Source organism: Xanthomonas sp. fls2-241-TYG-148, assembly GCF_030208815.1.
GTDB classification, from domain to species: domain Bacteria; phylum Pseudomonadota; class Gammaproteobacteria; order Xanthomonadales; family Xanthomonadaceae; genus Xanthomonas; species Xanthomonas campestris.
This window is the reverse complement of sequence record NZ_JARVTE010000030.1, coordinates 34649-60857: the sequence shown is the minus strand read 5'-3', so window position 1 is coordinate 60857 and position 26209 is coordinate 34649. Positions and strand designations below refer to the sequence as shown.

General features: G+C 65.8%; 23 protein-coding genes. 10 read left to right on the top strand and 13 right to left on the bottom strand.

Annotation, left to right across the window (positions count from 1 at the left end; translation table 11 throughout):
• On the bottom strand, positions 1 to 474 hold a 474-nt coding region (locus QRM60_RS21135), incomplete at its 3' end, for a hypothetical protein (RefSeq protein WP_285446983.1).
• A gap of 166 nt (positions 475 to 640) precedes the next feature.
• On the opposite strand from QRM60_RS21135, the gene lepB reads away from it, so the two are divergent.
• On the top strand, positions 641 to 1267 hold the full coding sequence (gene lepB / locus QRM60_RS21130) for a signal peptidase I (protein ID WP_115557546.1): 627 nt from the start codon (positions 641 to 643) through the stop codon (positions 1265 to 1267).
• 388 nt (positions 1268 to 1655) lie between these two features.
• Here lepB and QRM60_RS21125 read toward each other — a convergent pair whose 3' ends face one another.
• Entirely contained in the window at positions 1656 to 2708 is a 1053-nt protein-coding gene (locus tag QRM60_RS21125; protein WP_285446982.1) for an MBL fold metallo-hydrolase, read from the bottom strand.
• A gap of 88 nt (positions 2709 to 2796) precedes the next feature.
• Here QRM60_RS21125 and QRM60_RS21120 point away from each other — a divergent pair, with 88 nt between their 5' ends.
• Positions 2797 to 3429 (top strand): TetR/AcrR family transcriptional regulator, encoded by a 633-nt coding sequence (locus QRM60_RS21120; protein WP_012437039.1) that lies wholly within the window; start codon positions 2797 to 2799, stop codon positions 3427 to 3429.
• Between the two features lie 221 nt (positions 3430 to 3650).
• Here the strand turns inward: QRM60_RS21120 and QRM60_RS21115 are convergent, their stop codons facing one another.
• The 3 genes from QRM60_RS21115 to QRM60_RS21105 are packed head-to-tail and all read right to left on the bottom strand — an operon-like array spanning position 3651 to position 5796.
• Positions 3651 to 4025 (bottom strand): VOC family protein, encoded by a 375-nt coding sequence (locus QRM60_RS21115; RefSeq protein WP_183111706.1) that lies wholly within the window; start codon positions 4023 to 4025, stop codon positions 3651 to 3653.
• Positions 4026 to 4065: 40 nt separating this feature from the next.
• The gene (locus QRM60_RS21110; RefSeq protein WP_161962853.1) at positions 4066 to 4791 is read right to left on the bottom strand and encodes a helix-turn-helix domain-containing protein; all 726 of its coding nucleotides are present in this window, start codon (positions 4789 to 4791) and stop codon (positions 4066 to 4068) included.
• A gap of 48 nt (positions 4792 to 4839) precedes the next feature.
• Complete coding sequence (locus tag QRM60_RS21105; RefSeq protein ID WP_103700494.1) at positions 4840 to 5796, bottom strand: LysR family transcriptional regulator; 957 nt, start codon at positions 5794 to 5796, stop codon at positions 4840 to 4842.
• A 120-nt stretch (positions 5797 to 5916) separates the two neighbouring features.
• Between QRM60_RS21105 and aceB the strand changes: the two genes are divergently transcribed.
• The 4 genes from aceB to QRM60_RS21085 all read left to right on the top strand — a co-directional run bounded on the left by aceB (position 5917) and on the right by QRM60_RS21085 (position 12756).
• Positions 5917 to 7539 (top strand): malate synthase A, encoded by a 1623-nt coding sequence (gene aceB / locus QRM60_RS21100; protein WP_115557041.1) that lies wholly within the window; start codon positions 5917 to 5919, stop codon positions 7537 to 7539.
• Positions 7540 to 7730: 191 nt separating this feature from the next.
• Entirely contained in the window at positions 7731 to 9026 is a 1296-nt protein-coding gene (gene aceA, locus QRM60_RS21095; RefSeq protein WP_115557040.1) for an isocitrate lyase, read from the top strand.
• 190 nt (positions 9027 to 9216) lie between these two features.
• Complete coding sequence (locus tag QRM60_RS21090) at positions 9217 to 10260, top strand: GGDEF domain-containing protein (RefSeq protein ID WP_011035494.1); 1044 nt, start codon at positions 9217 to 9219, stop codon at positions 10258 to 10260.
• A gap of 3 nt (positions 10261 to 10263) precedes the next feature.
• Positions 10264 to 12756 carry a putative peptide modification system cyclase gene (locus tag QRM60_RS21085; RefSeq protein WP_285446981.1) on the top strand — a complete coding sequence of 831 codons (2493 nt, stop codon included), beginning with the start codon at positions 10264 to 10266 and terminating at the stop codon, positions 12754 to 12756.
• 27 nt (positions 12757 to 12783) lie between these two features.
• Here the strand turns inward: QRM60_RS21085 and QRM60_RS21080 are convergent, their stop codons facing one another.
• Positions 12784 to 13095 (bottom strand): NHLP-related RiPP peptide, encoded by a 312-nt coding sequence (locus QRM60_RS21080; RefSeq protein WP_116922748.1) that lies wholly within the window; start codon positions 13093 to 13095, stop codon positions 12784 to 12786.
• A 72-nt stretch (positions 13096 to 13167) separates the two neighbouring features.
• Between QRM60_RS21080 and QRM60_RS21075 the strand changes: the two genes are divergently transcribed.
• Positions 13168 to 14337, top strand: coding sequence for a putative peptide maturation dehydrogenase (locus QRM60_RS21075; protein WP_238595544.1), 1170 nt, complete (start codon positions 13168 to 13170; stop codon positions 14335 to 14337).
• A gap of 301 nt (positions 14338 to 14638) precedes the next feature.
• Here QRM60_RS21075 and QRM60_RS21070 read toward each other — a convergent pair whose 3' ends face one another.
• The 4 genes from QRM60_RS21070 to QRM60_RS21055 form a co-directional block, all read right to left on the bottom strand.
• Positions 14639 to 16732, bottom strand: coding sequence for a S9 family peptidase (locus QRM60_RS21070; protein ID WP_115557036.1), 2094 nt, complete (start codon positions 16730 to 16732; stop codon positions 14639 to 14641).
• A gap of 102 nt (positions 16733 to 16834) precedes the next feature.
• Positions 16835 to 18877 (bottom strand): acetyl/propionyl/methylcrotonyl-CoA carboxylase subunit alpha, encoded by a 2043-nt coding sequence (locus QRM60_RS21065; protein ID WP_115557035.1) that lies wholly within the window; start codon positions 18875 to 18877, stop codon positions 16835 to 16837.
• A 244-nt stretch (positions 18878 to 19121) separates the two neighbouring features.
• Positions 19122 to 20732: a carboxyl transferase domain-containing protein gene (locus tag QRM60_RS21060; RefSeq protein WP_285446980.1), complete on the bottom strand. Its 1611-nt coding sequence runs from the start codon at positions 20730 to 20732 to the stop codon at positions 19122 to 19124.
• A 10-nt stretch (positions 20733 to 20742) separates the two neighbouring features.
• On the bottom strand, positions 20743 to 21906 hold the full coding sequence (locus tag QRM60_RS21055; protein WP_225043220.1) for an isovaleryl-CoA dehydrogenase: 1164 nt from the start codon (positions 21904 to 21906) through the stop codon (positions 20743 to 20745).
• 128 nt (positions 21907 to 22034) lie between these two features.
• Between QRM60_RS21055 and QRM60_RS21050 the strand changes: the two genes are divergently transcribed.
• The 3 genes from QRM60_RS21050 to QRM60_RS21040 all read left to right on the top strand — a co-directional run bounded on the left by QRM60_RS21050 (position 22035) and on the right by QRM60_RS21040 (position 23645).
• Positions 22035 to 22652: a TetR/AcrR family transcriptional regulator gene (locus QRM60_RS21050; RefSeq protein WP_225043221.1), complete on the top strand. Its 618-nt coding sequence runs from the start codon at positions 22035 to 22037 to the stop codon at positions 22650 to 22652.
• A gap of 85 nt (positions 22653 to 22737) precedes the next feature.
• The gene (locus QRM60_RS21045) at positions 22738 to 23112 is read left to right on the top strand and encodes a hypothetical protein (protein ID WP_014509401.1); all 375 of its coding nucleotides are present in this window, start codon (positions 22738 to 22740) and stop codon (positions 23110 to 23112) included.
• Positions 23109 to 23645 (top strand): RES family NAD+ phosphorylase, encoded by a 537-nt coding sequence (locus tag QRM60_RS21040; protein WP_285446979.1) that lies wholly within the window; start codon positions 23109 to 23111, stop codon positions 23643 to 23645. Before QRM60_RS21045 ends, QRM60_RS21040 begins: the two co-directional genes overlap by 4 nt.
• A gap of 294 nt (positions 23646 to 23939) precedes the next feature.
• Here the strand turns inward: QRM60_RS21040 and QRM60_RS21035 are convergent, their stop codons facing one another.
• From QRM60_RS21035 to QRM60_RS21025, 3 genes are read right to left on the bottom strand one after another with little or no spacing between them, the layout of a single operon-like run.
• Positions 23940 to 24275, bottom strand: a complete 336-nt coding sequence (locus tag QRM60_RS21035; protein WP_116902542.1) for a DUF3325 domain-containing protein — start codon at positions 24273 to 24275, stop codon at positions 23940 to 23942.
• Positions 24272 to 25888, bottom strand: a complete 1617-nt coding sequence (locus QRM60_RS21030; RefSeq protein ID WP_285446978.1) for a PepSY-associated TM helix domain-containing protein — start codon at positions 25886 to 25888, stop codon at positions 24272 to 24274. Before QRM60_RS21030 ends, QRM60_RS21035 begins: the two co-directional genes overlap by 4 nt.
• Positions 25885 to 26196 carry a DUF3649 domain-containing protein gene (locus tag QRM60_RS21025; protein WP_228437547.1) on the bottom strand — a complete coding sequence of 104 codons (312 nt, stop codon included), beginning with the start codon at positions 26194 to 26196 and terminating at the stop codon, positions 25885 to 25887. Before QRM60_RS21025 ends, QRM60_RS21030 begins: the two co-directional genes overlap by 4 nt.
• Between the last annotated feature and the right edge of the window lie 13 nt (positions 26197 to 26209).

The following is a 26209-nucleotide window of genomic DNA, read 5'->3' as shown; positions in this document are numbered from 1 at the left end:
GTAAGGGACATCCATGTCCCTTACAAAAACGTCGCGCATCCATGCGCGCCGCCCTACGGGTTGTATCTGCCGGCCTTGCCGCTGCGGTATGGGGCCCCAAGAGCGCGGAGCACGAGCAACAACAAGAGCAGCGGCTACAGCAAAGCAGAGCAGAGCAAAGCAAGGCAAGGCAAGGCAAGGCAAGGCAAGGCAAAGTAGAGCAAAGCAAAGCAAAGTAGAGCAAAGCAAAGCAAAGTAGAGCAAAGCAAAGTAGAGCAAAGCAAAGTAGAGCAATAGCTGCTTGGTCTGCGGACCATCTGGCAAATGAGTCGACTGTGTCTTCGCCGCCAGCAGCACCTTGCTCACACATGCCGCAACAGCGTAATGATCTGTTGGAACAGCGCGACCAAGCTGCGCCACACCAGATAAAACATTCGGTGCGCCTAATTCTCCAAGCGCACGGCGCCGTAGGCACCACGCAGCGACATAGGGCATGCACAACCGCATCAGCAGCAACCAAGCGCCCGCGCACAACATCATCGATGCGAAGCAACCCGCAAATATCCAGACACCCCTGCCTTTCGTCACTTCCAATGACCGTCGACCTCAGCGCATCGTCCTGCGCAACCTTTCGCATCCCAACGCCGCCACAGGTGACCCAATGCATCACCCCACTCCCGCCGCATCCCGCGTACGTCGTCTTGCACACTGGTCACGCAAGGAGCTGCTGCCGCTGTGCGTGATGCTGGTGTTGCTCACCGCTGCACGTTCGTCGTTTGCCAACCACTACCAGGTGCCGAGTGGGTCGATGCAGCCCACCTTGCAGCCGGGCGATCGCGTGGCGGTGGATATGCGCGCCTATGGCTGGCGGTTGCCGCTGAGCAACGCGATCGTGCTGGCCGGTGCGCAGCCGCAGCGGGGTGATGTGGTGGTGTTCGATTCGCCACGCGATGGCACGCGGTTGATCAAGCGCGTGGTTGCCGTGGGTGGTGATCATGTGGTGCTGCACGACGGGCATCTGCAGATCAACGGGCAGCCGCTGGCGCTGGGCGACGGGGACGTGGAACAGATCGGTGGGCAGCTGGCGCAGTTGAATCTGGACCGGGGCGGCGGCCCGGAGATTGCGGGGCTCACCGTGCCGGCAGGGCGGTTGTTGATGCTGGGCGATCACCGCGGCGACAGCCTGGATGGGCGCTTCTTCGGCCTGGTTCCGGCGCAGGAGGTGTATGGCAAGGCGGTGGCGGTGTACTACAGCCGTGGTGAAGGCCTGGAATGGCGCTCGCTGTAACCCGCGGTTACGCGCGCAACGCAGTGTGTCCGAACACCGCGCTGTCGCGGTCAACCTGCTGGCGTACCAGCCGCGCCAGGTGGGGCTGGGGCGTGGGCGGGGCAGTCGCGTGTGGAAACACCAGGGCCGCGAGTATCTGGATCTGTCCTCCGGCATCGCGGTCAACGTGCTGGGCACAACGAGCGCGCCACGGTGTTGCGTTGATCCAGTGCCCGCAGCCAACGCGTAGGCAGCAATGCCGCAGAGCGACACCCGTGTAGCGCGCAATGTCGCTAGTGGCGCCGATGTGGTGCGCATCGGTGATTGCGCGTCACTGCAGATCACCGCGCTGTCCGAACAAGCATGCCTCAGCACGAAGCACAGCGCGCAGCAGCGTCAGCACATCAGCTCACAGCGCTGGCACCATCCCATCCGCTGCGTCGGCCCGCAGGCTGCGCCGCCACCAGCGTGCCGTGTTGGCCGGTGCCGTCAGGTCCACGCGCTCGCCCATGCACGGTGTTGCCACCGGCACGCCGGCGGTCTCGGCCAGCGCGACGATGCGGTCGAGCGGGTCGTGCCAGCTGTGCATGGCCAGATCGAAGGTGCCGTTGTGGATCGGCAACAAGGTGCGTGCGCCAAGATCCAGAAACGCCTGCAGGCTCTGCTCCGGATACATGTGCACGTGCGGCCATTGCTGGTCGTAGGCGCCGTTTTCGATCAGCGCCACATCGAACGGGCCGAGCTGCTCACCGATGGTCTTGAAGTGCGGCGCGTAGCCACCGTCGCCGCTGAAGAACACCCGCAGCTCCTCGTGCTGGATCACCCACGAGCACCACAGCGAACGGCCGCTATCGAACAGCCCGCGCCCGGAAAAGTGCTGCGATGGCGTGGCGGTGAGCTGCACACCGTCCACGGTGAGCGAGTCCCACCAGTCCAGCTGGCGCACCTTGGCCGGGTCCACGCCCCAGCGCACCAGTAAATCGCCCACGCCCAGCGGCGCGACGAACACGCCAACGCGGTCGGCCAGTGCGCGGATGGTGGCGCGGTCCAGGTGGTCGTAGTGGTTGTGCGACAGGATCACCCCGGCCAGCGGCGGCAGGTCGGCCAGCGCAATCGGCGGGGCATGGAAGCGTTTGGGGCCGGCGAAGGAAAACGGCGAGGCGCGCTTGGCAAACACCGGGTCGGTGAGCCAGAAACCGCCGGCCAGCTTCAGCAACACGGTGGAGTGACCAAGCCGGTACAGGCTGCGGTCCGGCGCGGCGAGCAGTTGCGCGCGAGTCAGCGGCAACACCGGCGGCGGCGTGGACGGTACGGTGTCGCGCGGCTTGTCGAAGAAGAACGTCCACAGCAACCGCAGCTGCTCGCTCAGGCGCAGCGAGGTGGTCAGCGTGGGCTGGGCGTTGCGAAACCGGCCATTGCGGAACTGCGGCGAAGCGGCATAAGCGGAAGAAGGGGTGGTCACGGGCGGAATCCGTCGGCGGGGAAGTGATTACACTGCACAGTGTAGTTTCCGCGGCGTGAAAGTAAACTGCCCGGTGTAAAATCGGCGCATGTCCATTCACTCGTCCATTCCCGCTGCGCCGCAGCGGCTGACCGACCGCAAGCGTCACGCGATCCTGGAAGCGGCGATCGCCGAGTTCCGCCAGCAGGGCTTCGAGGCGACCAGCATGGACCGCATCGCGGCCACCGCTGGCGTCTCCAAGCGCACGGTTTACAACCATTTCCCCAGCAAGGACACGCTGTTCGGCGAGATCCTGCGTGGGCTGTGGCAGCGCAGTGCCGAGGCGGTGAGCCTGGCGTATCAGCCCGGCCAGCCATTGCGGCCGCAGCTGCTGGAGTTGCTGCAGCAGAAGCTGCGGCTGCTGGAAGACCCGGCCTTCATCGATCTATCCCGCGTGGCGATTGCCGAGGGCATCCACTCGCCGGCGCGGGCACGCGAACTGCTCGCGCAGCTGGGCAGCAAGGAGGAAGGCACCACCACCTGGGTACGCGCCGCGCTGGCCGACGGCCGGCTGGTGGCAGTGGACCCGGCCTTTGCCGCGCAGCAATTGCAGGCCCTGGTGAAGGGCTTTGCGTTCTGGCCGCAGCTGGCCCTGGGCCAGCCGGCGCTGTCGCCGGAAGAACAGGCGCAGGTCGCGGCGTCGGCGGTGGACATGTTCTTGGGCGTGTACGCGCGTCAGTGAGTGCGCATTGCGCGTGCCGGGCGTTGGCTCTCGGATGGCGGGCACGCGCGCAAGCCGCTACAGATGACCTGCGTGAGTCGGCACGTACGCATGCAAGCCGTGCTGCCTGCCGTCGCGTTGGCGCCCCAACTCCTGGAGACGCCCAGCTGTGCCGCCCACGACCTGCGGGTCACGCGCTTCCAGCGAAGCGGCCTGCAGGCCGAGCGGCCCCGCAGTCGCCGCTAGTCCTTCGACCACACCGCCAGCGCATAACCATGCGGATCGGTGAAGTGGAAGCGCCGCCCGCCGGGAAAGGCGAACACTGGCCGGGTGATTTGCCCGCCGGCGGCTTCGATGCGCGCCTGGCTCTGTGCTAGGTCATCGGAGGCCAGCACCACCAGGGCGCCGCCGGGCTGCGGCGTGCCGTGGAAGAACCCCCCGCTGAGCCGGCCATCGCGGAACTCGCAGTAGTCGGGGCCATAGTCCTGGAAGGTCCACGCGAAGGCCTGGCCGTAAAAGGCCTTGGCGGCGGCGATCGAGGTGACGGCGAATTCGAGATAGTCGATACGGTGCTGGGTGTCCACGGCGGGTCCTTGCGAAGGCGAGGGACCCAGCATGCCGGCCGCACGCACCCGTGGCTTGGCGAAAACGGCCAACTCACCGCGCGTGTTGTTGCACCAGCTCGCGCGGCGCCAGCCCGGCCAACTGGCGGGCATCGCGTACCAGGTGCGGCGCATCGCCGTAACCTGCGGCCAGCGCGGCGTCGGTCAGTGTGCGGTGCCGGCGTGCAATCGCCAAAAAGCGCTGCAGCCGCAGGATCCGCTCCAGGGTCTTGGCGCCATAACCGAAGGCGGTCTGGCAGCGCCGCCGCAGCGCACGCTCGCTGATGCCCAGCGTGGCGGTGAGCGCGGCCAGCTGCATCGGCATGCCGGCCGCCAACTGTGCGAATAGCCAGACCATGGTCGGGTCGCTGCGGCCAGCGTGTTGCTGACACAGTGCCTGCAGCGCCTGCACGGGGTCGGCGCCGTCTTCGAGCCGGTGCTGCCAGGCCAGCCCGGCGGTGCCCCATAACGCGTCCAATGCCACGCGCTGGTCGGTGAGCGTGTGCAATGCAGTGCCCAGCACCGCCGTGGCCGCCCCGGGCGCCAGGCGCACACCGCTGAGCACGCGCCCGGCCGGCACGCAGGCCAGGTTGGCCGCGCGATCCGGCCCGGCCACGAACAGCTGCGCACCATCCCAGATCAGGTCGACATGCCCATCGGGCAGCACCCGTACCGGCGCGTCCGCCACCGCACCCTGGCGAAATCGCCAGCTGCACAGCAGTTGCCCGCGCAACGCGGCAGGTGCGGCGCGTTCGGCATAACGGCTTGCAAGGTCGGTCATCGTGGCGGGCAGGGCGCGTGGACGTAGAGCGCTCAGCGTAGCGCGCGTTCAGCGCTCGGAGTGACCACTCTCGTCGTAGCCGCGCGGGGTGAACAGGTCCGGCTGGATCAGCTCGATAAAAGCGCGTGCCTGCGGCGAGAGGTATTTGCCCTTGCGCACCACCACGCCGTAGCTGCGGGTGGGGAAATAGTCCTTGAGCGAGCGGGCGGCGAGTTTGTCGCGGTCGGCATCAGTCAGGCAGATCGCGGTGACGATCGAAATGCCCATCCCCATCGCCACGTATTGCTTGATCACCTCCCAGCCGCCGACTTCCAGCGCCACCGTGTAGGGCACGCGCGCCTGCTGGAAGACCAGATCGACCAGGCGATAGGTCACCTGCCGGCGCGGTGGCAGGATCAACGGATACGGCGACAGGTCCTGCAGCGAGACCGTGCGCTGTCTGGCCAGCGGGTGGTCGGGCGGGGTGATCAGCAACTGCTCGAAGCGGTAGACCGGCGCGTAGTGGAGGTCGGCCGGCACGTCCAGCATCGAACCGATCGCCAGATCCACTGCGTCTTCGCGCAGCAGGTCAGTGCCGTCGGCGCTGATGGCGTTGTGCAGGGTCAGGCGCACGTCCGGATGGCGCGCGCGGAAGTTCTCCACGATGCGCGGCAGCAGATACAGGATGGTGGAGCTGTTGGCGGCGATGTTGAGTTCGCCGGCGTCCAGCCCGCGCACCTTCTCGCGGAAGGCGGCCTCCAGGCCGTCCAGGCTTTCCACCAGCGGCAGCGCCATGTCGTACAGCAGCTGGCCCTCGCGGCTGGGCGCCAACCGCCGGCCGGAGCGTTCGAACAGCACCACCCCCAGGTCACGCTCCAGCGCCTGCAATTGCAGGGTCACCGCCGGCTGGCTCACATATAGCGCCTCAGCGGCGCGTGAGACAGAGCCCAGTCGCACGGTCTGGCAGAACGCCCGCAGCGGCTTGAGGCGGTCGGATTTGTAGGAAAACCGCGGGGTTGGCGCCATGGCTTTAGGGCTTAGCGACTAACTATAAGTTAGGCTTATTTACAGCATTGATAAAACTGCTTTGTCAAATAGATTGCCGAGGCGCAGGTTGGAGCTCCGGATCACACCAGGATTCCCCCAATGTCTGCCACCGCCGCTTCCGCCCGTCCCGCCGCCGCTCACCGTGCCACCCCCGGCGTGTCGCTGACCACCCAGCTGGCGGGCCAGGCCGAGCTGCTCCCCGCTGCCGCGCTGGCCCTGCTGGTGTCGCTGCACCGGGCGATCGAACCCGGCCGCCAGCAGCGGCTGGCGCAGCGTCGCAGCCGCCAGGCCGCGTTCGACGCCGGCCAGTTGCCCGACTTCCGCACCGACACCCGTACCATCCGCGCCGGCGACTGGCGCGTGGCCGAACTACCGGCCGCCCTGCAGGACCGCCGGGTCGAAATCACCGGCCCCACCGATCCGAAGATGGTCATCAACGCGCTGAACTCCGGCGCCGAGGTGTTCATGGCCGACTTCGAAGATTCCACCGCGCCTACCTGGCGCAACCTGCTGACCGGGCAGCGCACGTTGGCGGCGGCGGTGCGCGGCGAGCTCACATTCGATGCGCCCAACGGCAAGCACTACGCGCTGCGTCCGGAACACGAACGTGCGGTGCTGATCGTGCGCCCGCGTGGCTGGCACCTGGACGAAAAGCACGTGTTGATCGATGGCCAGCCGATGGCCGGCGGCTTGTTCGATGCGGCGCTGTTCGCCTTCCACAACGCACGTACGCTGATGGCCAAGGACCGCGGCCCGTATCTGTATCTGCCCAAGTTGCAGAGCATGGAAGAAGCCGCGCTGTGGGAGACCGCGCTGGCGCATATCGAAGCGATGCTCGGCCTGCCGCACGGGCAGATCAAGGTCACCGTGCTGATCGAAACGCTGCCGGCGGTGTTCGAGATGGACGAGATCCTGCACGCCTTGCGCGCACGCATCGTCGGGCTCAATTGCGGCCGTTGGGACTACATCTTTTCGTACCTGAAGACCTTTCGCGCACATCCGGACCGCGTGTTGCCCGAGCGTGGCCAGGTCACCATGACCCAGCCGTTTCTCAAGGCGTATTCGGAACTGCTGATCAAGACCTGCCATCGTCGCGGCGCGCATGCAATGGGCGGCATGGCCGCGCAGATTCCAATCAACCACGACGAGGCCGCCAACGAACAGGCCATGGCGCGCGTGCGTGCCGACAAGCTGCGCGAGGTCAGTGCCGGCCATGACGGCACCTGGGTGGCGCACCCGGCACTGATTCCGGTGGCGATGGCGGTGTTCGACGAGCACATGCCCACCGCGCATCAACACCATGTGCTGCGTAACGATGTGCAGATCACCTCTGAGATGTTGATTGCCACACCGCCCGGCAGCATCACCCGCGCCGGTTTCGAGGGCAATGTCGAGGTCTGCGTGCGTTACCTGGCCGCGTGGCTGGACGGCAATGGCTGCGTGCCCATCCATAACCTGATGGAAGATGCGGCCACTGCGGAAATCAGCCGCGCGCAGCTGTGGCAATGGCTGCATCACGGCCGCCATCTCGATGACGGCACCGCCATCGACCAGCACCTGCTCGACACCACTCTGCGGCAGTTGCCGGCGCGCCTGGGCACCACTGCTGGCATGCCGGGCGGCGCACGTATCGCCGAGGCCATCGGCTTGCTCGACCAACTGAGCCGCGCCGAGGAATTGGCCGACTTCCTCACGGTTCCAGCGTATCGCCTGATCGACTGACCGCCGCGCGCATGCGCCGGCTACGGCAGGCGCATGCGCAGGCACGCACACCGATGCACCCGAGAACACCCGCGTTGCAGCTGCGTGCTGCGCGCAACGGCAACGCCTTGCCTGCAATCACGCAGCACCGCACCACATCACACCGCCCAACACCGCTGCATTTGCCCCATCCCTGCCCGAGGAGACGCACGATGAGCACACCGCTGCAGACCGCCGAACAGATTCAGCATGACTGGGCCACCCACCCGCGCTGGGCTGGCATCACCCGCAATTACAGCGCCGCCGATGTGGTGCGCCTGCGCGGCACCGTGCACGTCGAGCATTCGCTGGCACGGCTGGGCGCGGACAAACTCTGGACATCGCTGCATGTCATGCCCTTCGTCAACGCCTTGGGCGCGCTCACCGGCAACCAGGCGATGCAGCAGGTCAAGGCCGGCTTGAAGGCGATCTATCTCTCCGGTTGGCAGGTGGCGGCCGACGCCAATCTGGCCGGGCAGATGTATCCAGACCAATCGCTGTACCCGGCCGATTCGGTGCCGGCGGTGGTCAAGCGCATCAACAACACCTTGCTGCGCGCCGATCAGTTGCACCATGCCGAAGGCGATGATGCGATCGACTTCCTGCAGCCGATCGTGGCCGACGCCGAAGCCGGTTTCGGTGGCGTGCTCAATGCCTTCGAACTGATGAAGGCGATGATCGAAGCTGGCGCAGCCGGCGTGCATTTCGAGGACCAGCTGGCCTCGGTGAAAAAATGCGGACACATGGGTGGCAAGGTGTTGGTGCCCACCCGCGAGGCGATCGAGAAATTGAATGCCGCGCGGCTGGCTGCCGATGTGCTGGGCGTGCCCACCGTCTTGATCGCACGCACCGACGCCGAAGCCGCCGACCTGATCACCAGCGACGTGGACGACAACGACCGCGGTTTCACCACCGGCGAGCGCACTGTGGAAGGCTTCTTCAAGACCCGCAACGGCCTGGACCAGGCCATCAGCCGCGGCCTGGCCTATGCGCCGTACGCGGATGTGATCTGGTGCGAAACCGGCAAGCCGGACCTGGAGTTTGCCCGCGCCTTTGCGCAAGCCATCCATGCCAAGTTCCCCGGCAAGCTGCTGGCTTATAACTGCTCGCCCAGCTTCAACTGGAAGAAGAACCTGGACGACGCCACCATCGCCAGGTTCCAGACCGAACTGGCCAGCTATGGCTACAAGTTCCAGTTCATCACCCTGGCCGGCTTCCACGCGCTGAATTACGGTATGTTCCACCTCGCCCACGGCTATGCGCGCAGCCAGATGAGCGCCTTTGTCGAGTTGCAGCAAGCCGAGTTCGCGGCCGCAGAGCGAGGCTTCACTGCGGTCAAGCACCAGCGCGAGGTGGGCACCGGCTACTTCGATGCAGTGACGCAGGTGATCCAGCAGGGGCAGTCCTCGACCACCGCGTTGCGTGGCTCCACCGAAGAAGCACAGTTTCACGGCGAGAAGGCGGCTTAGCCTGCAGCGGGCCGCCAGCGTGCCGACCCCGGGAGGGGGAAGGGTCCGGGAAACCGGACCCTTTTTTTGCGCTGAAAACCCGTCATTTCGTCTCTTTGCCGGTGAGAACAAGTGTGATCTGGTGCTGAACAAAACCCTCATGTACGATTCGACGACGGGCCGGCGCTGCAGGTCGGCCTAAGGGATCTGGATGACCTGCCATACCTCCAACGGCGCCGTCGAACCGACTGGAAGCGTTGCCAAAACGCTGTCCGACGGGCTGCATGCCTTGATGACCGCTGAAGAACTCGCGTTTTTCGCGCGTTTCGGCCGTATGCGCGAGATCGCTGCAGGCCAGGCCTTGTTCGAACGCGGCGCGGTGGGCACGCAGATGTTCATCGTGGTCACCGGCCAGATCGACCTGGATTTCGGCGAAGACCTGATGCTCAAGCATCTGGGCCCGGGCGAGTTCTTTGGCGAGCTCGGCCTGCTGATCGGCGACCACGCCCGCAGTGCCGGCGCCAGCGCTTCGGTCGACAGCCGCCTGATCGAACTGGCACATGACGATTTCCAGCGCCTGGTCGATCACGACCCGTCGATGGTGGCGCATTTCCTGCGCCGCTCCATCGTGCGCGTGGTCAATAACGAACAATTGCTGATCCGCCAGCTGCGCCGCCGCAACCACGACCTGGAAGCGGCGCTGGACAATCTCTACGTCACCTCGCATCAGCTCAACCACACCGAAGAACTCAGCCGCACCGACGAGCTCACCGGCCTGCACAACCGCCGCGGCCTCGCCCTGCATCTGCAGGAATGTCGCCGCGGTGGCGGCGCGCCGGGCGTGGGCCTGATCCTGATCGACTGCGACCGCTTCAAGCACATCAACGACGAGTACGGCCACCTGGCCGGCGACCGCGTGCTGCAGAACGTTGCACACGCGCTGCGCTCGGTGATCGCCGAAGGCGACCTGGTCTGCCGCCTGGGCGGTGACGAATTCTGCGTGCTGGTGGCGCAAGGCTCGATCGAGCTGGTGCAACACATGGGCGAATGCATCGTCAACGCAGTGCAGGCGCGCCAGGCCAGCAGCCCGGATGGCTGCCACAGTTGCTCGGTGAGCGTGGGCGTCTGCAGCATCGACGCCAGCACCTCCTACAACGACTGGTATACGCGCGCAGACACTGCGCTATACCAGGCCAAGCGCCAGGGCGGCAACAGCCTGTGCGTCTATGAAGCCTTGCCGTTGGACAACAGCTAAGCGATGACCACCCGCAGCCACGCACGCAAGGAGGCGTCGTCGGAAGCGATCCAGGCACCGCGTCTACGCACCCTGTTGTTGACCGACCTGTGCGATTCCACCGCGCTGGTCGAACGCATCGGCGACAACGCCGCTGCCGCACTGTTCCGCGAGCACGACCATCTGGTGGTCAAGCTGCAGCAGCACTGGCGCGGGCGATTGATCGACCGCTCCGATGGCTTGCTGCTGTTGTTCGATCGCCCGATCGACGGCCTGGGCTTTGCGCTGGACTACGCGCGCGGCCTCAAGCTGCTGGGCGAGACGCGCGACCTGGTCGTGCGTGCGCGCCAGGGCCTGCATGTGGGCGAAGTGCTCACCTGGCGCAATAGCGATGAAGCGGTGAGCATTGGCGCCAAACCGCTGGAAGTGGAAGGCCTGGCCAAGCCCACCGCAGCCCGCCTGATGTCGATGGCCCGGCCCGGGCAAATCCTGCTCTCGGCGGTGGCCGAATCACTCACCCACCGCGCCGCCCGCGAACTCGGCACGCCCAGCGAGCGCCTGCTGTGGAAATCCCACGGCCGCTGGCGCTTCAAGGGCATGCCCACGCCGATGGAGATCTACGAAGTCGGCGAAGTCGGCCTCACGCCGCTGCGCGCGCCGAAAAGCTCTGTCAAGGCGTGGCGGGATATTCCGTTGTGGCGGCGGCCGGCGGCGTTGGCGACCGAGGTCGCCTTGGTCCTGCTGACCGCCGGCATCCTGTGGGTCTTCGGGCGCCCGGAGCCTGCCATTGCCTTCGGCGAGCGTGACTGGGTGGTGGTCGGTGACCTGCATAACCTCACCGACAGCGCCATGTTGGATGAGCCCCTGCAACAAGCGTTGCGGCTCAGTCTGCAGCAGTCCAAGCACGTCAACCTCGTTTCCGAGAAGCGCGCGCACGATATGTTGCAGCTGATGCGACAAAGTGACCGCGCCACCATCGACCGCGCGCGTGGGGCGCAGATTGCGCTGCGCTCCGGCGCCAAGGCGCTGATATTGCCCAGCGTGGCCGATGTCGGCGGAAACCTGCGTGTCACTGTCGAAGTGGTCGATCCGGTCACGCAGGCGACGGTGTACATGTACAACGCGGAGGGCCGCGGCCAGCGCTCCCTGTTGTCGTCAATCGATACCGTCAGCTCCAACCTACGCGCCGGCCTCGGCGAAACGCTTGCCTCCATCAAGGTGAATTCTGCCCCGCTGCCGCGCGTGTCTACCGCAAACATAGATGCGTTGAATGCTTACGCACTGGCCCAGCGCGAATTCGGTACCGGGCATTATCTGCGTGCGCGCGACTACTACCTGCGGGCAGTCGAGCTTGACCCGACCTTTGCCCTGGCCAACGTCGGCGTGGCGCGCTGTAACTACTACCTGGAAAACCCGTCGCTCGGATTGCCCTACCTGGAGAAGGCTTTCAGCTTCAGGGCCAAGCTGCCTCCACGCGAGCAGGTCTATCTGGATGCCTGGTACGCGCAGATCAAGGATCCGAGCAACGCTTACGAAAAATGGATGCAGATGTCCAATCTGTATCCAGATGATTTCGCCGCCGCCGAAAACACTGCATACGCCCTTGAAGTGCGCAACCGCTACAGCGAAGCGCTCGTCTATGCCAAGAATGCAGCCGCATCCCGCTACGATTTCGATCCGTTGTCGTTGGAGATTGTGGGTCGAATGCAGTTGGCGTTAGGCAAGAATACCGAAGCGCTGGCAACGTTCCGCTCTGCCCGGACATCCGGTCTGGCATCGGCAGCGGTGTGGGAGGCGGTGACCCTGGCAGTGTTGGGTGATTTCCCGGCGGCACATGCGATCTGGCCCGACGAGAAACGTCTGGACGTTGCCTATTTCGATCATGTGTCCATCTATATCGATGAAGGGCGCAGTGACAAGGCGCTGCCTGAGATACAGCGGCTTTCCCAAGGCATCGCGCAGACATCCACACGCTACAGCCAATCGTTGGTCGCGAAGGCCGCCACGCAATATGCACAGGGCAAGCACGCCGACGCGCTTGCAACGATCGAGGCGACCGTGCCGATGGCCTTGTCGAGCATTGCAACAAGCGCCGATGCTTTTAGTCAGCGCTCCAATGCGGTGGTTGCCGGGTCTCTGGCGCTATTGGGTCAGCGACTGGGGCAGGGTGACACGGCGAAGGCTGTGCTCCAGACCATCATGGACAAGCCAGAGCTGGCCAAGATGCCGGCCGTGGCCGAGCTGCTCGTGCTTCTGCAGGCGCGGATGGCCCTTCTGGAGGGGCGCGCCGCTGAAACCGTCCAACTACTGAAGCCACGCCTGGATGGTCACGAGTTGTACCAATATCACGTCGTCCTCAAAGAGGCGTACACGTCCCTGGGCGACCAACGCGCGGCGGCCAATGAATCCAGATGGTTGAAAAATGCACACGGCCGCGCCTACGCCGAGTTCGGTGGATGCGGTTGGTGCCAGCAACCGATGAATGTCTTCGATGCGATGACCGCGAGCGGCAAATGAGTCAGTGCCTCATTTGCCGCAGCACGCTTATTTCTTGAGCTGGGGCGACGACCCGGACGGAACATTCAGCCGGATCGGCTGCATGCTGACCGAGGACGTCAGGTTGGCGTGGATGTCATCGCGCGCCTGTGCGATTGCGGCTTTGTCCGCCAGCGTTTCCACCTTGAGCTGGGCGGCGAGCAATTCGGCCTCCTCGGCGGGGTGACCCACTTGTATCAGTGCAGCCTTCGGGTCGTTCTTGAACAGATCGCGGAATTCGTCATCGGTTGCCAAAAGATCCAGCAGCTTGTGTGCGGCGTCCGGTTGCAGCGGGGCGGGGCGTTTATCGTTCTCGGTCATGCGCTTCAACAGTAGGGAGCCTTCAAGAAATCTAAGTCCAGACCGCTAGAAGATCAATCTAAAGATGAGTCCATGAGCATGCGGGTGAGGCGTTGCGCGGCTGTCTATCTCGAGCCGAGGGAATCGGTGGAGATCGATCTTCTCGATTTATGTGCAGGAGGCTCTGGTGCCGCGCGGGCACGGCGATGGGTGGCGCTTGCCCCGCATCTGGATGCGGAGTGTGTCTTGACCGAGGCGGAGGTGCTTGTATTGGGGCGCCTGAGCCCGAGCAACTGGCAGGAGGCCGGCGCTGCTGATGACGCGTCCGCTGTGCTGTCGCTACTGGACAAGGGCTTGCTGTTGGAAGATGGCGCGGGCGCGCATCCTGCACATCATCGCGATGCCGTTCAACGCAAGAGCCAATGGCATCCGCTGGCTGCGACCTATCATGCCTTTACGCGCTGGAACGATGTGGACTGTGCACAGGCAGCCAAGGATGCCGGGGCTGACACCGCCACCGGGTTGCTGCGGACCTTTGGTCCGCCGCCGCCTGAGCAGATTCTGCGGGGGGCGACTACCGCGATTTCGCTCGCGCGTGCCGATGACCACAGCTATCTGGATACCGTGCTCCGTCAGCGCACCACGTGCAGGAATTTCGACACTGATGCCCGCATGGCGTCCGCGGTGTTTGCCCGCATCATCGAGCGGACCTTTGCGGCCAATGCGGTGCTGGAAGCGGATGCGCAGACCGTCTTCCTCAAGCGCTCAAGCCCGTCGGGAGGCGGCCTGCATCCGCTGGATGCCTATCTGCTGATCAGGAACGTGGAAGGTCTTGAGGACGGTGTTTACCACTATCTGCCGATTGAGCACGCCGTCGAGCCGCTGCGTGTCGATGTCGGGAATCTGCAGGATGTTGCGCTTGCCATCCTGGCCGGGCAGGACTGGTTCGCCAACGCGCAGGTGATCGTGGCGCTCTGCCCGCGTTACTACCGCAACTTCTGGAAGTACCGCATGCATGCAAAAGCGTATCGCGCGCTTGCGCTGGAGGCGGGCCACTTCTCGCAAACGCTGTACATGGCAGCGACAGACATGGGGCTGGGCGCGTTCGTCACCTGCGCGATCAACGAGGTCCAGGTGGAGGCACTACTCGGCCTGGAGCCCATCATGGAAGGTGTCCTGGCGCTCTGTGGTTTTGGTGTGCGTGGCGATGTCATGCAAACCATGGAGCTGGACCCAAACAACGAAGTGTGGGCGACCAGTTAGTCAACTGATCCATGCGAGATACATTGCCGCGCCTGGGAAGCAGCGCTCTTCGGTGGCGATGTGCTCGCTGATAGTGCGCGGGTGGTTGGCTGCACTCCATCGGTCGTTGTCTGCCCAACACGAGTCAGGTCACGTGGGCGCATGGCTCACGTTGTTTGCACGCGGCGGCCTTCGTCGCAACCTTGGCGTGCACGTGAAGCGACGGGTCTTTCCTCGTGGCTGCAGTGCGTTCGGCGCTGAGGCCGAACGCACTGTGTGGCCAGCCAATCCCATGCTTGGCCATTGGATGGCTGCGGCAGACCTACTTCCGAATCGCCTGCGTATGCGTCTCCAACGCATCGGCCAGGCCAGTGATGCGGTCTGCGCCCTCGGGCACGGTGATGCTGGAGCCTTCGAAGTCCGCACCGATGGGTTGGGCGCGGCCGCCCAGGCATTGGCTCAGGAACCCTTCGGTCACTGCGTTGAACGCCTTGCTGTTTTCCGGGCGCTGGAAGCCGTGGCCCTCATCGGGGAACAGCACGTAGGTCACCGGGATGTTCTTGGCCTTCATTGCGTTGACGATCTGGTCGCTTTCGGCCTGTTTGACGCGCGGGTCGTTGGCGCCCTGGCCAATCAGCAGCGGTTTGCTGATCTTGTCGACGTGGCTGAGCGGCGAGCGTTCGGTGAGCCACTGCTTGCCGGCGGCGGTAGCCGGGTCGCCCATGCGCTTGGTCAGTTGCTTGTAGAAGCTGGCCCAATAGGGCGGCACGGTGCCGAGCAAGGTGTTGAGGTTGGCCGGGCCCACGATGTCCACGCCGCACTTGAACGCGTCCGGAGTGAAGGTCATGCCCACCAGCGTCGCGTACCCGCCGTAGCTACCGCCCATGATGGCGACGTCCTGCGGCGTGGTGACGCCCTGCTTGACCGCCCACTGCACGGCGTCGAGCAGGTCGTCGTGCATCTTGCCGGCCCACTCGCCGTTGCCGGCGTTGGTGAACGCCTTGCCGAAGCCGGTGGAGCCGCGGAAGTTCACCGACAGCACCGCGTAGCCGCGGTTGGCCAGCCATTGCTCGTACGCGCCATAGCCATAACTGTCGCGCGACCACGGGCCGCCGTGCACGAACAGCACCAACGGCACTGCTTTATCGGCCTTGCCATCATGGTTGCTGTCGGCCTCGGCCGGTAGCGACAGGTAGCTGACCAGTTTCAGGCCGTCGCGTGCGGCAATCTCCTGCGGCCACATCGGTACCAGTGGTTTGCCCTCCAGCGCCGGGCGCGCGGAGAACAGCTTGGTGAGCTTGCCGCCATCGGCACGGTCGTAGCGGTAGTAGGTCAGCGGGGTTTCGGCGGCCGAATAGGCGACGATCCAGGTGCGGTCATCGAGCGTGCGTGCGGCAATGCCGGCATCGCCTGGGCCGAGTGATTTGAGCTTCTGCAGGTCGGCGGCGATGCTGGTGTCCAGCGTCTTCCACTCTTCGCGCAGATAGTCGGTGGACACGGCCTGCACCACACCGGTCTTGGGGTCGTTCAAGGTGCTGCCGGCATCGGCGCGCGCGTCTTCGAACAGCAGCGTGCGTGCATTGCTGGCGGTGTCGATCGCGTACAGCGCGGCGGTATCGCGGTTACGCGAGTCCAGCATGTAGAGCGTCTTGCCGTCATCGGTGAGGCCGGCCGGCGCGGTGTTGGTGACATCCTCGAACGGGATGCGGTCCACGCTCTTCCAACCCTTGCCCTCGGGCACCAGTAACTCGCGGCCGGCGTCATCGGTGGCGCGGGTGGCGTAGCGCAGCTGGTAATTGCCATCGAGCAGGTAGCTGTCCAGGCTGTCGGTGTTCTTCTGCACCAGGGTGCGTGTGCCCGAGGCCAGGTCGACCTTGTACAGGTCGTGCCATTTGGCATCCCGATCGTTCATGCCGACCATGATCGCGTCCGGATGCTGGTCGCTGATGCCGTAGACCTCGGCATTGGTCTTCTTGAACGGGGTGAGGTCCTTGCTGCTGCCATCGCTGAGATTGACCGCGTAGAGGTGGAAGTCCTCATCGCCGCCGGTGTCGCGCAGATAGAGCAACGTGTCGCTGTGATAGGTCCAGTAGTAACTGCGGATGCCGCGTGCGGTGTCCTTGGTGATGGCGCGCGCCTTGTCCGGCGCGTCGACCGGCGCCACCCAGACGTTGAGCACGCCATCCAGTGGCGCGACCCAGCTGAGATATTTGCCATCGGGGCTGATGCGCACGCTGGCGCGCTCGGGATTGCCGAACAGGGCGTCGCGCGGGATCAATTCGGGCGCTGTGGCCGGCGCAGTCGCTGCCGGTGTCGCAGCGGGGGCGGCGGCGTCAGCGGTGTTGGCGGGCGCGGATTTGTCGCTGCAGGCGCTGAGCGCCAGGAGCAGGCTGGATGCGAGAAGCAGGCGTTGCATGAAAGCCTCCGGAGGGAACCTCGGCCAATCCAGCCGAAGCAGCCACGCTAGAGGCAGCGGCCGCCCCGGGGAACGTGCCGTTGGTCACGCTGGCGGATGCAACTACGCAGATGCGGACACGAATTCCACTAACGCGACACCGTCTGCGACCAGGTCGCCTTCGGCCACCAGATAGGCCTGCACGGTGCCGTCGGCAGGTGCATGCAGGGTGTGCTCCATCTTCATGGCTTCCAGCACCACCAGGGCCTGGCCACGGCGGACCGGCTCGCCGAGCGGCGCAACCAGCGCGACCACGCGGCCTGGCATGGGTGCGGTCAGGCCGCCTTCGGCCTGCGCCGGTTGCTCGGCTTCGATCAGGGCATCGTGATGCTGGAAATGCGCGCGCTGCGCGCCACTGAGCACGGTGATGGCAGCGCCATCGCGCAGTATCTGCGCGCGCCATTGGCGGCCATCCATGTCCACACGCAGGTGCTCGCCGTGCGCGTGATAGCGCAGCGTGTGGGTTTGATCGGCACTGTCCACCTGCCAGCCATCGGCGGTGGGCCGCACCGCCAGTGTGCGGCGCTCGCCTGCGGCCTCCAGCACCAGCGTACGCGCGGCATGTGCGCCGATGCGCCAGCCATCCGCGAGTTGCCACGGCGAGAACGGGTCGGCTGGGTCGGCGGCGGCGTGCGGTGCGGCTTCGGCCAGCAGCACGGCGGCCAGGCACCACCATGCCATGGGCGGCGGCTGCGGCGCGGGAAACAGCGCCGCCTGCTCGCGTTCGATCAGGGCAGTGTCCAGGTCGGCAGTCGCAAACGCCTGCGTGCTGACCAGCCGCGCCAGGAACGCGCTGTTGGTGGTCACGCCGATCGCATGGCAGTGCGCCAATGCGTCGCGCATGCGCGCCAGCGCGGCGGGGCGGTCGTGATCCCAGACGATCAGCTTGGCGATCATCGGGTCGTAGTACGGGCTGATGGTGTCGCCCTGTTCCACACCGGCATCGATGCGCACATGCGCGCTCGCGGCCGGCAGGCGCAGTTGCCGCAAGGTGCCGGTGGAAGGCAGGAAGCCGCGGTCGGCATCTTCTGCGTACAGGCGCGCTTCCAGAGCATGACCATGGATGCGCAATTCGTCCTGGCGCTTGGGCAGCGGCAGGCCGGCGGCCACGCACAGCTGCCAGTCCACCAAATCGGTGCCGGTGATCAGCTCGGTGACCGGGTGCTCCACCTGCAGCCGGGTGTTCATTTCCATGAAATAAAAATCGCCGTCCGGCCCGGCGATGAATTCCACCGTGCCGGCGCCCACGTAGCCCACCGCCCGTGCGGCATCCACTGCCGCCTTGCCCATCGCCGCGCGGCGCTGTTCGGTCATGCCGGGTGCGGGGGCTTCTTCCAGCACTTTTTGGTGGCGGCGTTGCACCGAGCAGTCGCGTTCGAACAGATGCACCACCGCGCCATGGGTATCGGCGAACACCTGGATCTCGATGTGCCGCGGGCGCTCGACGTATTTTTCCACCAGCACATGCGCATTGCCGAACGCCGATTGCGCTTCGCGCTGACAGCTGGCCAACGCGTCTTCGAATGCTGCGCTGGCATCCACGCGGCGCATGCCCTTGCCGCCACCGCCGGCGCTGGCCTTGATCAGCACCGGGTAGCCGATCGCATCGGCCTGTGCGCGCAGAAACGCAGGTGCCTGCTCGTCGCCGTGATAGCCCGGCGTCAGTGGCACGCCGGCGCGCTGCATCAGCGCCTTGGCAGCGCTCTTGTCGCCCATCGCGCGGATTGCCTGCGCGGGCGGGCCGATGAACACCACCCCTGCCTGCGCGCAGGCGTCGGCAAACCCGGCGTTTTCCGATAGAAACCCGTAGCCGGGATGGATCGCCTGCGCACCGCTGCCGCGTGCCGCGGCAAGGATGGCGTCGCCGCGCAGGTAGCTTTGCTGCGCCGGTGAGGCACCAATATGGATCGCTTCATCTGCCAGGCGCACGTGGCGCGCGTCGCGGTCGGCATCCGAATACACCGCCACGGTGGCGATGCCCAGGCGGCGGCAGGTGGCGATGACGCGGCAGGCGATTTCACCGCGATTGGCGATCAGCACCTTGTCAAAATACGGCTGGCCTTTGCCAGTGATGGAGGCGTGCTGGGGCGTGTCGTGCTGGGTCATGGCAAAGCTCTCTGCACGCCGCCGTGGTGGCGGGTGGAAGGACGAAGAAGAAACAACCGCTGCGGCAGGTCACTGCCCATCACGGCGCACCCCAAAGCTGCATCGTTGCACTGCACTGCACTGCGCCGGCACGACGCTGTGGTGCGCACGCACGTGGCGCGCTGCGGCCCCACAGCCGAAAACACTCCTGCGTGTATCCACGCGCATCGTGTCGTTTCGGCGAGGCCGGCGCGCCGCATCTGCATCACATCCGGAACACGCCGAAGCGCGTGGCTTCGATCGGCGCATTCAAGGCGGCCGACAACCCCAGGCCCAGCACGCGACGGGTATCGGCCGGGTCGATGATGCCGTCGTCCCACAGGCGCGCGCTGGCGTAATACGGGTGGCCTTGCTGTTCGAACTGCGCACGGATCGGCGACTTGAAGGCCTCTTCGTCGTCGCCCGACCATGCGCCGCCCTTGGCTTCGATGCCATCGCGCCGCACGGTTGCCAACACGCTGGCAGCCTGTTCGCCACCCATCACGCCGATCCGCGCATTCGGCCACATCCATAAAAAGTTGGGCGAATACGCGCGGCCGCACATGCCGTAATTGCCGGCGCCGAACGAGCCGCCAATCACCACGGTGAACTTGGGCACCTTGGCGCAGGCCACGGCCATCACCAGCTTGGCGCCATCCTTGGCGATGCCGCCGTGCTCGTATTTGCGGCCCACCATGAAGCCGGTGATGTTCTGCAGGAACACCAGTGGAATGCCGCGCTGCGTGCATATTTCGATAAAATGCGCACCCTTGAGCGCAGACTCGGAAAACAGGATGCCGTTATTGGCGATGATGCCAATCGGGTATCCATGCAGGTGCGCAAACCCGGTCACCAGGGTGCTGCCGTAGCGCGGCTTGAATTCGTCCAGGCGCGAATCGTCGACGATGCGCGCGATCACTTCGCGCACGTCGTAGGGCTTGCGTGTATCGGCGGGAATCACGCCATACAGCTCGTCGGCGGCATGCCGCGGCGGCAGCGGTGCCTGCACTGCCATGGTGAGCGCCGGCTTGCGCCAGTTGAGTTGCGCAATGATCGCGCGCACCCGCGCCAGGGCCTGCAGATCGTTGTCGGCGAAATGGTCGGCCACCCCGGAAATGCGTGTGTGCACATCCGCACCGCCCAATTCTTCAGCGCTGACTTCTTCACCAGTGGCGGCTTTGACCAGGGGCGGGCCGCCGAGGAAGATGGTGCCCTGCTCGCGCACGATCACCGTTTCATCGCTCATCGCCGGCACGTACGCGCCGCCAGCGGTGCACGAGCCCATCACGCAGGCGATCTGCGGGATGCCTTGCGCAGATAGATTGGCCTGGTTGTAGAAGATGCGGCCGAAGTGATCGCGGTCCGGGAAGACCTCGTCCTGCAGCGGCAGGAACGCACCGCCGGAGTCGACCAGATAGATGCACGGCAGCCGGTTCTGCTGCGCGATCTCTTGCGCGCGCAGATGTTTCTTCACCGTCATCGGGTAATAGGTGCCGCCCTTGACGGTGGCATCGTTGGCAACGATCACACATTCCACGCCGGACACGCGGCCGATGCCGGCCACCACGCCGGCGCAGGGCACCTGATCGTCGTACATGCCATGCGCAGCCAGCGGCGCAATTTCCAGCAGGGCACTGCCCGGATCCAGCAATGCATCGATGCGCGCACGCACCAGCAATTTGCCGCGCGCGGTGTGCTTGGCACGGGCCGCCTCGCTGCCACCCAGCGCGGTGAGCGCCAGCGTGGCACGCAAGTCCTCGACCACCGCGCGCATCGCTGCCGCGTTGTGCTGGAAGCTCTCGCCGCCCACCTGCAGCTGGCTGTTGATCACACTCATGATGGCTCCGTCAGGCAGTGCGTTCGAACAACTCGCGGCCGATCAGCATGCGCCGGATTTCCGAAGTGCCGGCGCCAATCTCGTACAGCTTGGCATCGCGCCACAGCCGCCCGGTGGGGTACTCGTTGATGTAGCCGTTGCCGCCCAGCACCTGGATCGCCTGGCCGGTGAGCCAGGTGGCCTTCTCGGCGGCATACAGAATCGCGCCAGCCGCATCCTGGCGCGTGGTGCGGCCCGCATCGCAGGCGCGTGCCACGGCATAGACATACGCACGGCACGCGTTGAGCCCCACGTACATGTCGGCCAGCTTGGCCTGCATCAGCTGGAAGGTGCCGATCGGCTCGCCAAACTGCTTGCGCTCGTGCACGTACGGCAGCACCACGTCCATGGCCGCGGCCATCAACCCGAGCGGGCCGCCGGCCAGCACCACGCGTTCGAAATCCAGCCCGGACATCAACACGCGCACGCCGCCGTTGAGCGTGCCCAGCACGTTCTCGGCCGGCACTTCGCAATCGGTGAACACCAGCTCGCAGGTGTTGGAGCCGCGCATGCCGAGCTTGTCGAGCTTCTGCGCGGTGGAAAACCCGTGCATGCCCTTTTCAACGATGAAGGCGGTGATGCCGCGCGCACCGGCGCTGGGGTCGGTCTTGGCGTACACCACCAGCACATCGGCATCGGGGCCGTTGGTGATCCACATCTTGCTGCCGTTGAGTACAAAGCGGTCGCCGCGTGCTTCGGCGCGCAGCTTCATCGACACCACGTCCGAGCCCGAACCGGCCTCGCTCATCGCCAGTGCGCCGACGTGCTCACCGGTGCACAGCTTGGGCAGGTAGCGCTGTTTCTGTTCGTGGGTGGCGTTCTTGCGCAGCTGGTTGAGGCACAGGTTGGAGTGCGCGCCGTAGGACAGCCCGATCGCGCCGCCGGCGCGCGAAATTTCTTCCATCGCCACGACGTGCGCCAGGTAGCCCATGCCGCTGCCGCCGTATGCTTCTTCCACGGTCAGGCCCAGCAGGCCCTGCTCACCGAACAGCCGCCACAGCTGCGCGGGGAAGACGTTGTCGTGATCGGCCGCCGCGGCGAGCGGGGCGATATGGTGGCTGGCGAAGGCGGCCACGCTTTCGCGCAGCAGATCGATGTCTTCGCCAAGCTCGAAATTCAAGGACGGCACATGCATGAAACGGCTCCGCTAAGGATCGGGACGTGCCGGTGGGAGCGGGCAGGGCCGCGCGGCGTGGTGACCAGCGTAACGGTCCTGATCGAAGAAGTGAACTAAAATTCAACTATTGAACTCGAACTCATCTCATGGCTTATCGACGCTCCGCCCTGATGGAAGAACGCCTGGCCGGCAACCGCGAACGCATCCTGCAGGCGGCCCGTGCCCTGATTGCCGAGGGCGGTTACCGCAATGCGCCGGTCACCGCCGTGGCCGCGGCTGCCGGGGTTTCCACCGGGCAGATTTACCGGCATTTCCCCTCCAAAGCCGACTTGTTCGTGGAAGTTTTGAATGCCGCCGTCCAGCATGAAATGGGCATCCTGCGCGCCATCAGCGCCGAGCCGGTGAGTGCGGCCGAGCGCCTGCGCAAGGCGATCGCCGCCTTCGTGCGGCGCGCGCTGGCCGGCCCGGCGCTGGCCTATGCCTTCATCGCCGAGCCGGTGGAGGGCGAAGTGGATGCCGAGCGCATCCGCGGTCGGCGCCTGTTTGGCGAGGTCTTTCGCCAGTTGCTGGCCGAAGGCGTGGCGGCCGGCGAGTTTCCCGAGCAATCGCTGGACGCCGCCGCTGCCTGCATCGTCGGCGCCTTCACCGAGGCGCTGGTCGGCCCGGTGGCGCCCAGCCGGCACGACCCGCAGCAGGGCGAGCAACTGGTGGAAGCCATCTGCGGTTTCTGCCTGCGGGCCGTGGGAGCGCGCGGGCCGGGCTGACAGCGCACTAACTGTGCCGCGGCTGTGCTTCACCAGTGCGGTTTGCTGTGCATATACTGTGCACTCACTTTGCCGGAGCCGCGCGATGGTCGCTGTCCTCAACCCCCTGGCCCTGACCGAACGCCTACGCGTGCCGGACCGGACCATCCTCTCGCCATCGGCGATGGCCGGCCTGCTGGATCTCTCCCAACAGGAACTGGCCGAACTCGCCGGGGTGCACCGCAACAGCCTGCGGGTGCACCCGGAAAGCCCCCGCGTGCAGGACTTGCTACGCAATCTCTCGCGCCTGCTGGTGGCAATGGCGCAGATCCAGCCCGATGAGCGCCAACTGGTGTTTCACTTGAAAAATACCCCGATCCCGGCGTTCGAATTCGCCACCTTGCTGGAGGTGGTCAAGCAGGGCCGCACCGACGATGCGCTGACCTATCTGCGCACCGTGGCTGCCGGAGCGGCTGGTTGAAGCTGAGCGCCCCGGCGCAGTGCACGTTGTATCGCGCGTTCACCCCGCGCTGGGCGGCCGAGCCGCTGAGTGGCGCCGGCGCGGCGCGCTCGGGTGGACGCTTCAACCGCTTTGGCCAGCCGGCGCTGTATCTGTCGCTGCACCTGGACACCGCCGCCGCCGAGTACGCCCAGGCCGCATCGTTCCTGCCGCCCTTCACCCTGGTGAGCTATCGCGCCGACCTGCCGGCACTGGCCGATGTGCGGCTGCTCGACGCGAGCTGGGATGCGCTGTGGGCCGACTGGACCGATGACTGGCGCAAGGCGCTGGTCAACAAGGTCGAACCGGTCAGCTGGGTGCTGGGCGACCTGCTGCGCGAGGCGGCGATTCCCGGGGTGATCTTTGCCAGCATGGCGCAGCCTGGCGGCGTCAACGTGGCGCTGTTCCTGGACATGCTGCAGCCCGAGCAGGTGTTGCACGTGCTCGACGATGGCCGGCTGCCGCGTGATGGGCGCAGCTGGGCAGATCCGGCGGCGGAACATTCCCCGGAATAACCCGGCGCTCGGCCCTGCCCGCTGATCGATACTGGGTGCGGAACAGGTTATGGATTATTTGGCGACATGAGCCTGGTGTGGTTCGACCAAGCCTCTCGGCAACGCGGCACTGCCATACCGCCCGGCGACGTCGTGCTGAGACGCGGCACTGCATGCAGTGCGCCATGGCCTAACCACTACGCGCCTTTGCCGAGCCAAGGTGTGGCCTGCACGATCGCCATGGCCGTGACGCCTGTGCCATTCGAAGTCACCCAGGCTTTCGCAACCGCCGCTCTGCTGCAGCAGCGCCACGCGTCAGTGCAGCAGCGCGAACGCCATCCCGGCGACGACAGGTGCAGCAATGGCTGCCGGCAAGATCAGGCCGCGCCGGTACGGCAGCAACCACAGCGACAATACCGCCGCGCCTGCAGTCAGCGTGCCCAGCCATAGCACGCTGCCGATGCCCCAGCCTTGCGCCGACACCGCCAGCGCAAAGGTGATCAGCAACAGCAGCCATCCCAGCGCGCGCAACTGACGTGAGCGGGTCATGCCCAGCGCGCGCCCACGCACCTCGTGCTGGTGTTTTTCCATCGCCAGGCACAAGGCCGCGAAGCCGGAAAAATTCAAGGCCAGCAACAGCAGTACGCTCATGCGCCTTCCTGCACCGGCAAGGCGTTTTGCGGCGCAGGCGTGGCTTGCGCGCGGGCCTTGCGTGCCGCGGCGGATTGCGGCGCCTTCCAGTGCTGCAGGCGCCAGCCCGCGATGCCCAGGCACACGCCCAGGCCCAGGCACACCAGATCCACGCCGGCCAATGCCCATTGGCCGGCCGGCACGGTCACGCCCAGGTGCAGGTCGGTGGTCAGCGCGTTGAGCAGCGGCACCAACGCGAACAAGCCTGCGCCCAGGTATAGCTGCCAGCTCCACATCGCACGCCGCGGCCACACGAAGGCGGCGAGCAAGGCGCCACCCCAGGCGGCGAAGAACAGATGTGCTTCCATTGCTGCACGCGCTTCCAGCGCCACCGGCACCAGCCGGTTGGCCCAGAAAAACGCGGCGAACGCGATTGGCAGGCCGGCCACCGTGCCGATGTTGAGCGCGTCCACCAGGCGCAGCCCGAACCCGATGCGTCCGGCCTTGGCATGCTTGGGGCGTTCTTTCACGGCCCACATCACCACGCCGCTGGCCACCATCAGGCAGCCAAGCAGGCCGGAGCCGAAGAACAGCGCGCGCATCCAGCCACCGGCGAAATGAGCGATATGCAGGCCCACCATCACGCCGCGGGCCTGGCTGGCGCCGCCGGGCGCACCGCTGTACTGCAGGCGTTGCCCGCTGACGGCGTCATAGAGGATGGACGGCGCATCGTTGGATAGGTCGTCCGCCCGCTGGGTTACGCCCACCGCCGCATGCGCATCGTTGGGCAGCGATACCGCCACCGTGCCCACATCGTCGCCACGCCAGTCGCTGCGCGCGCGCGCCACAAACTCCTCCAGCGGCCGCATGCGCGCCGGCGTGCCTGCCGCGGTGCGCGTGTCCGCGACGCGATTGGCGGACTCTTCGTAGAACCGCATTTCGTTGTCGGGGTACTGCGCCTTGATGCCCCACGGCAGGTACATGAACATCAAGGTCACGATGCCGGTGTAGGTGATCATCGCGTGGTATGGCAACGCGGTCACCGCGCTGACGTTATGAAAATCCAGCCACGAACGCAGGCCTTTGCCCGGGCGGAAGGTAAAGAAATCCTTGAAGATCTTTTTGTGGGTGATCACGCCGCTGATGATCGCCACCAGCATGAACATCGCGCAGAAGCCGACGATGTAACGCGCCCACACCACCGGCAGGTAATGCAGGTCGAAATGCAGCCGGTAGAAGAAATCCCCGCCCAGCGTGTCGCGCGCGCTGATCGGGTTGCCGGTGGCCGGGTCGATGATGGCGTTGCCATACAGCTCGCGCCGGCTGAGCGTCTTGCCCGGCGGCGGCGCGGGATTCTGCCAATACATGGTCACCACCGGCGTGCGCGCATCCGGCAGCGTGATGTTCCAGCTTTGCGCATCGGGCGCGTGCGTTTGCAGATAGCGCTCGGCGCTGCGCATTGCCACCGCGCTGCTGACCGTGGTGGTGGGCAGTTCCGGGCGCATCCAGCGGCTGAGTTCGTCGCGGTAATAACTCGCGGTACCGCCCATGAAGATCAGCAGCAACACCCAGCCCACCAGCAGCCCGGTCCAGGTGTGCAGCCATGCCATCGATTGGCGAAACCCCTGCTTCATGCCGCGCCCCGTTGCAGCCACGCAGCGGCTGCGAACATGGCCACGGCCGGCACGCCGATGCCGACCCAGGCGCGCAGCACGGTGGCAGTGGCAAACGCCCACAGCGGCGCGCAGGCACACACCACGATGCCCACCAGCATGCTGGTCAGCACCGCCTCGCTGCGCGGCATCGGCAGCACCACTGCGAGCAGCAGGTTGGTCGCGCTGGCCAGCGCATAGCCACCGCCGATTGCGGCCACGCTGCGCCCAAGCACACCCAGCCAGGGGCGCTTGAACCAGGGAGCGGGCAGGGGCGAAGCCATGGACATGCACAGGACGGTG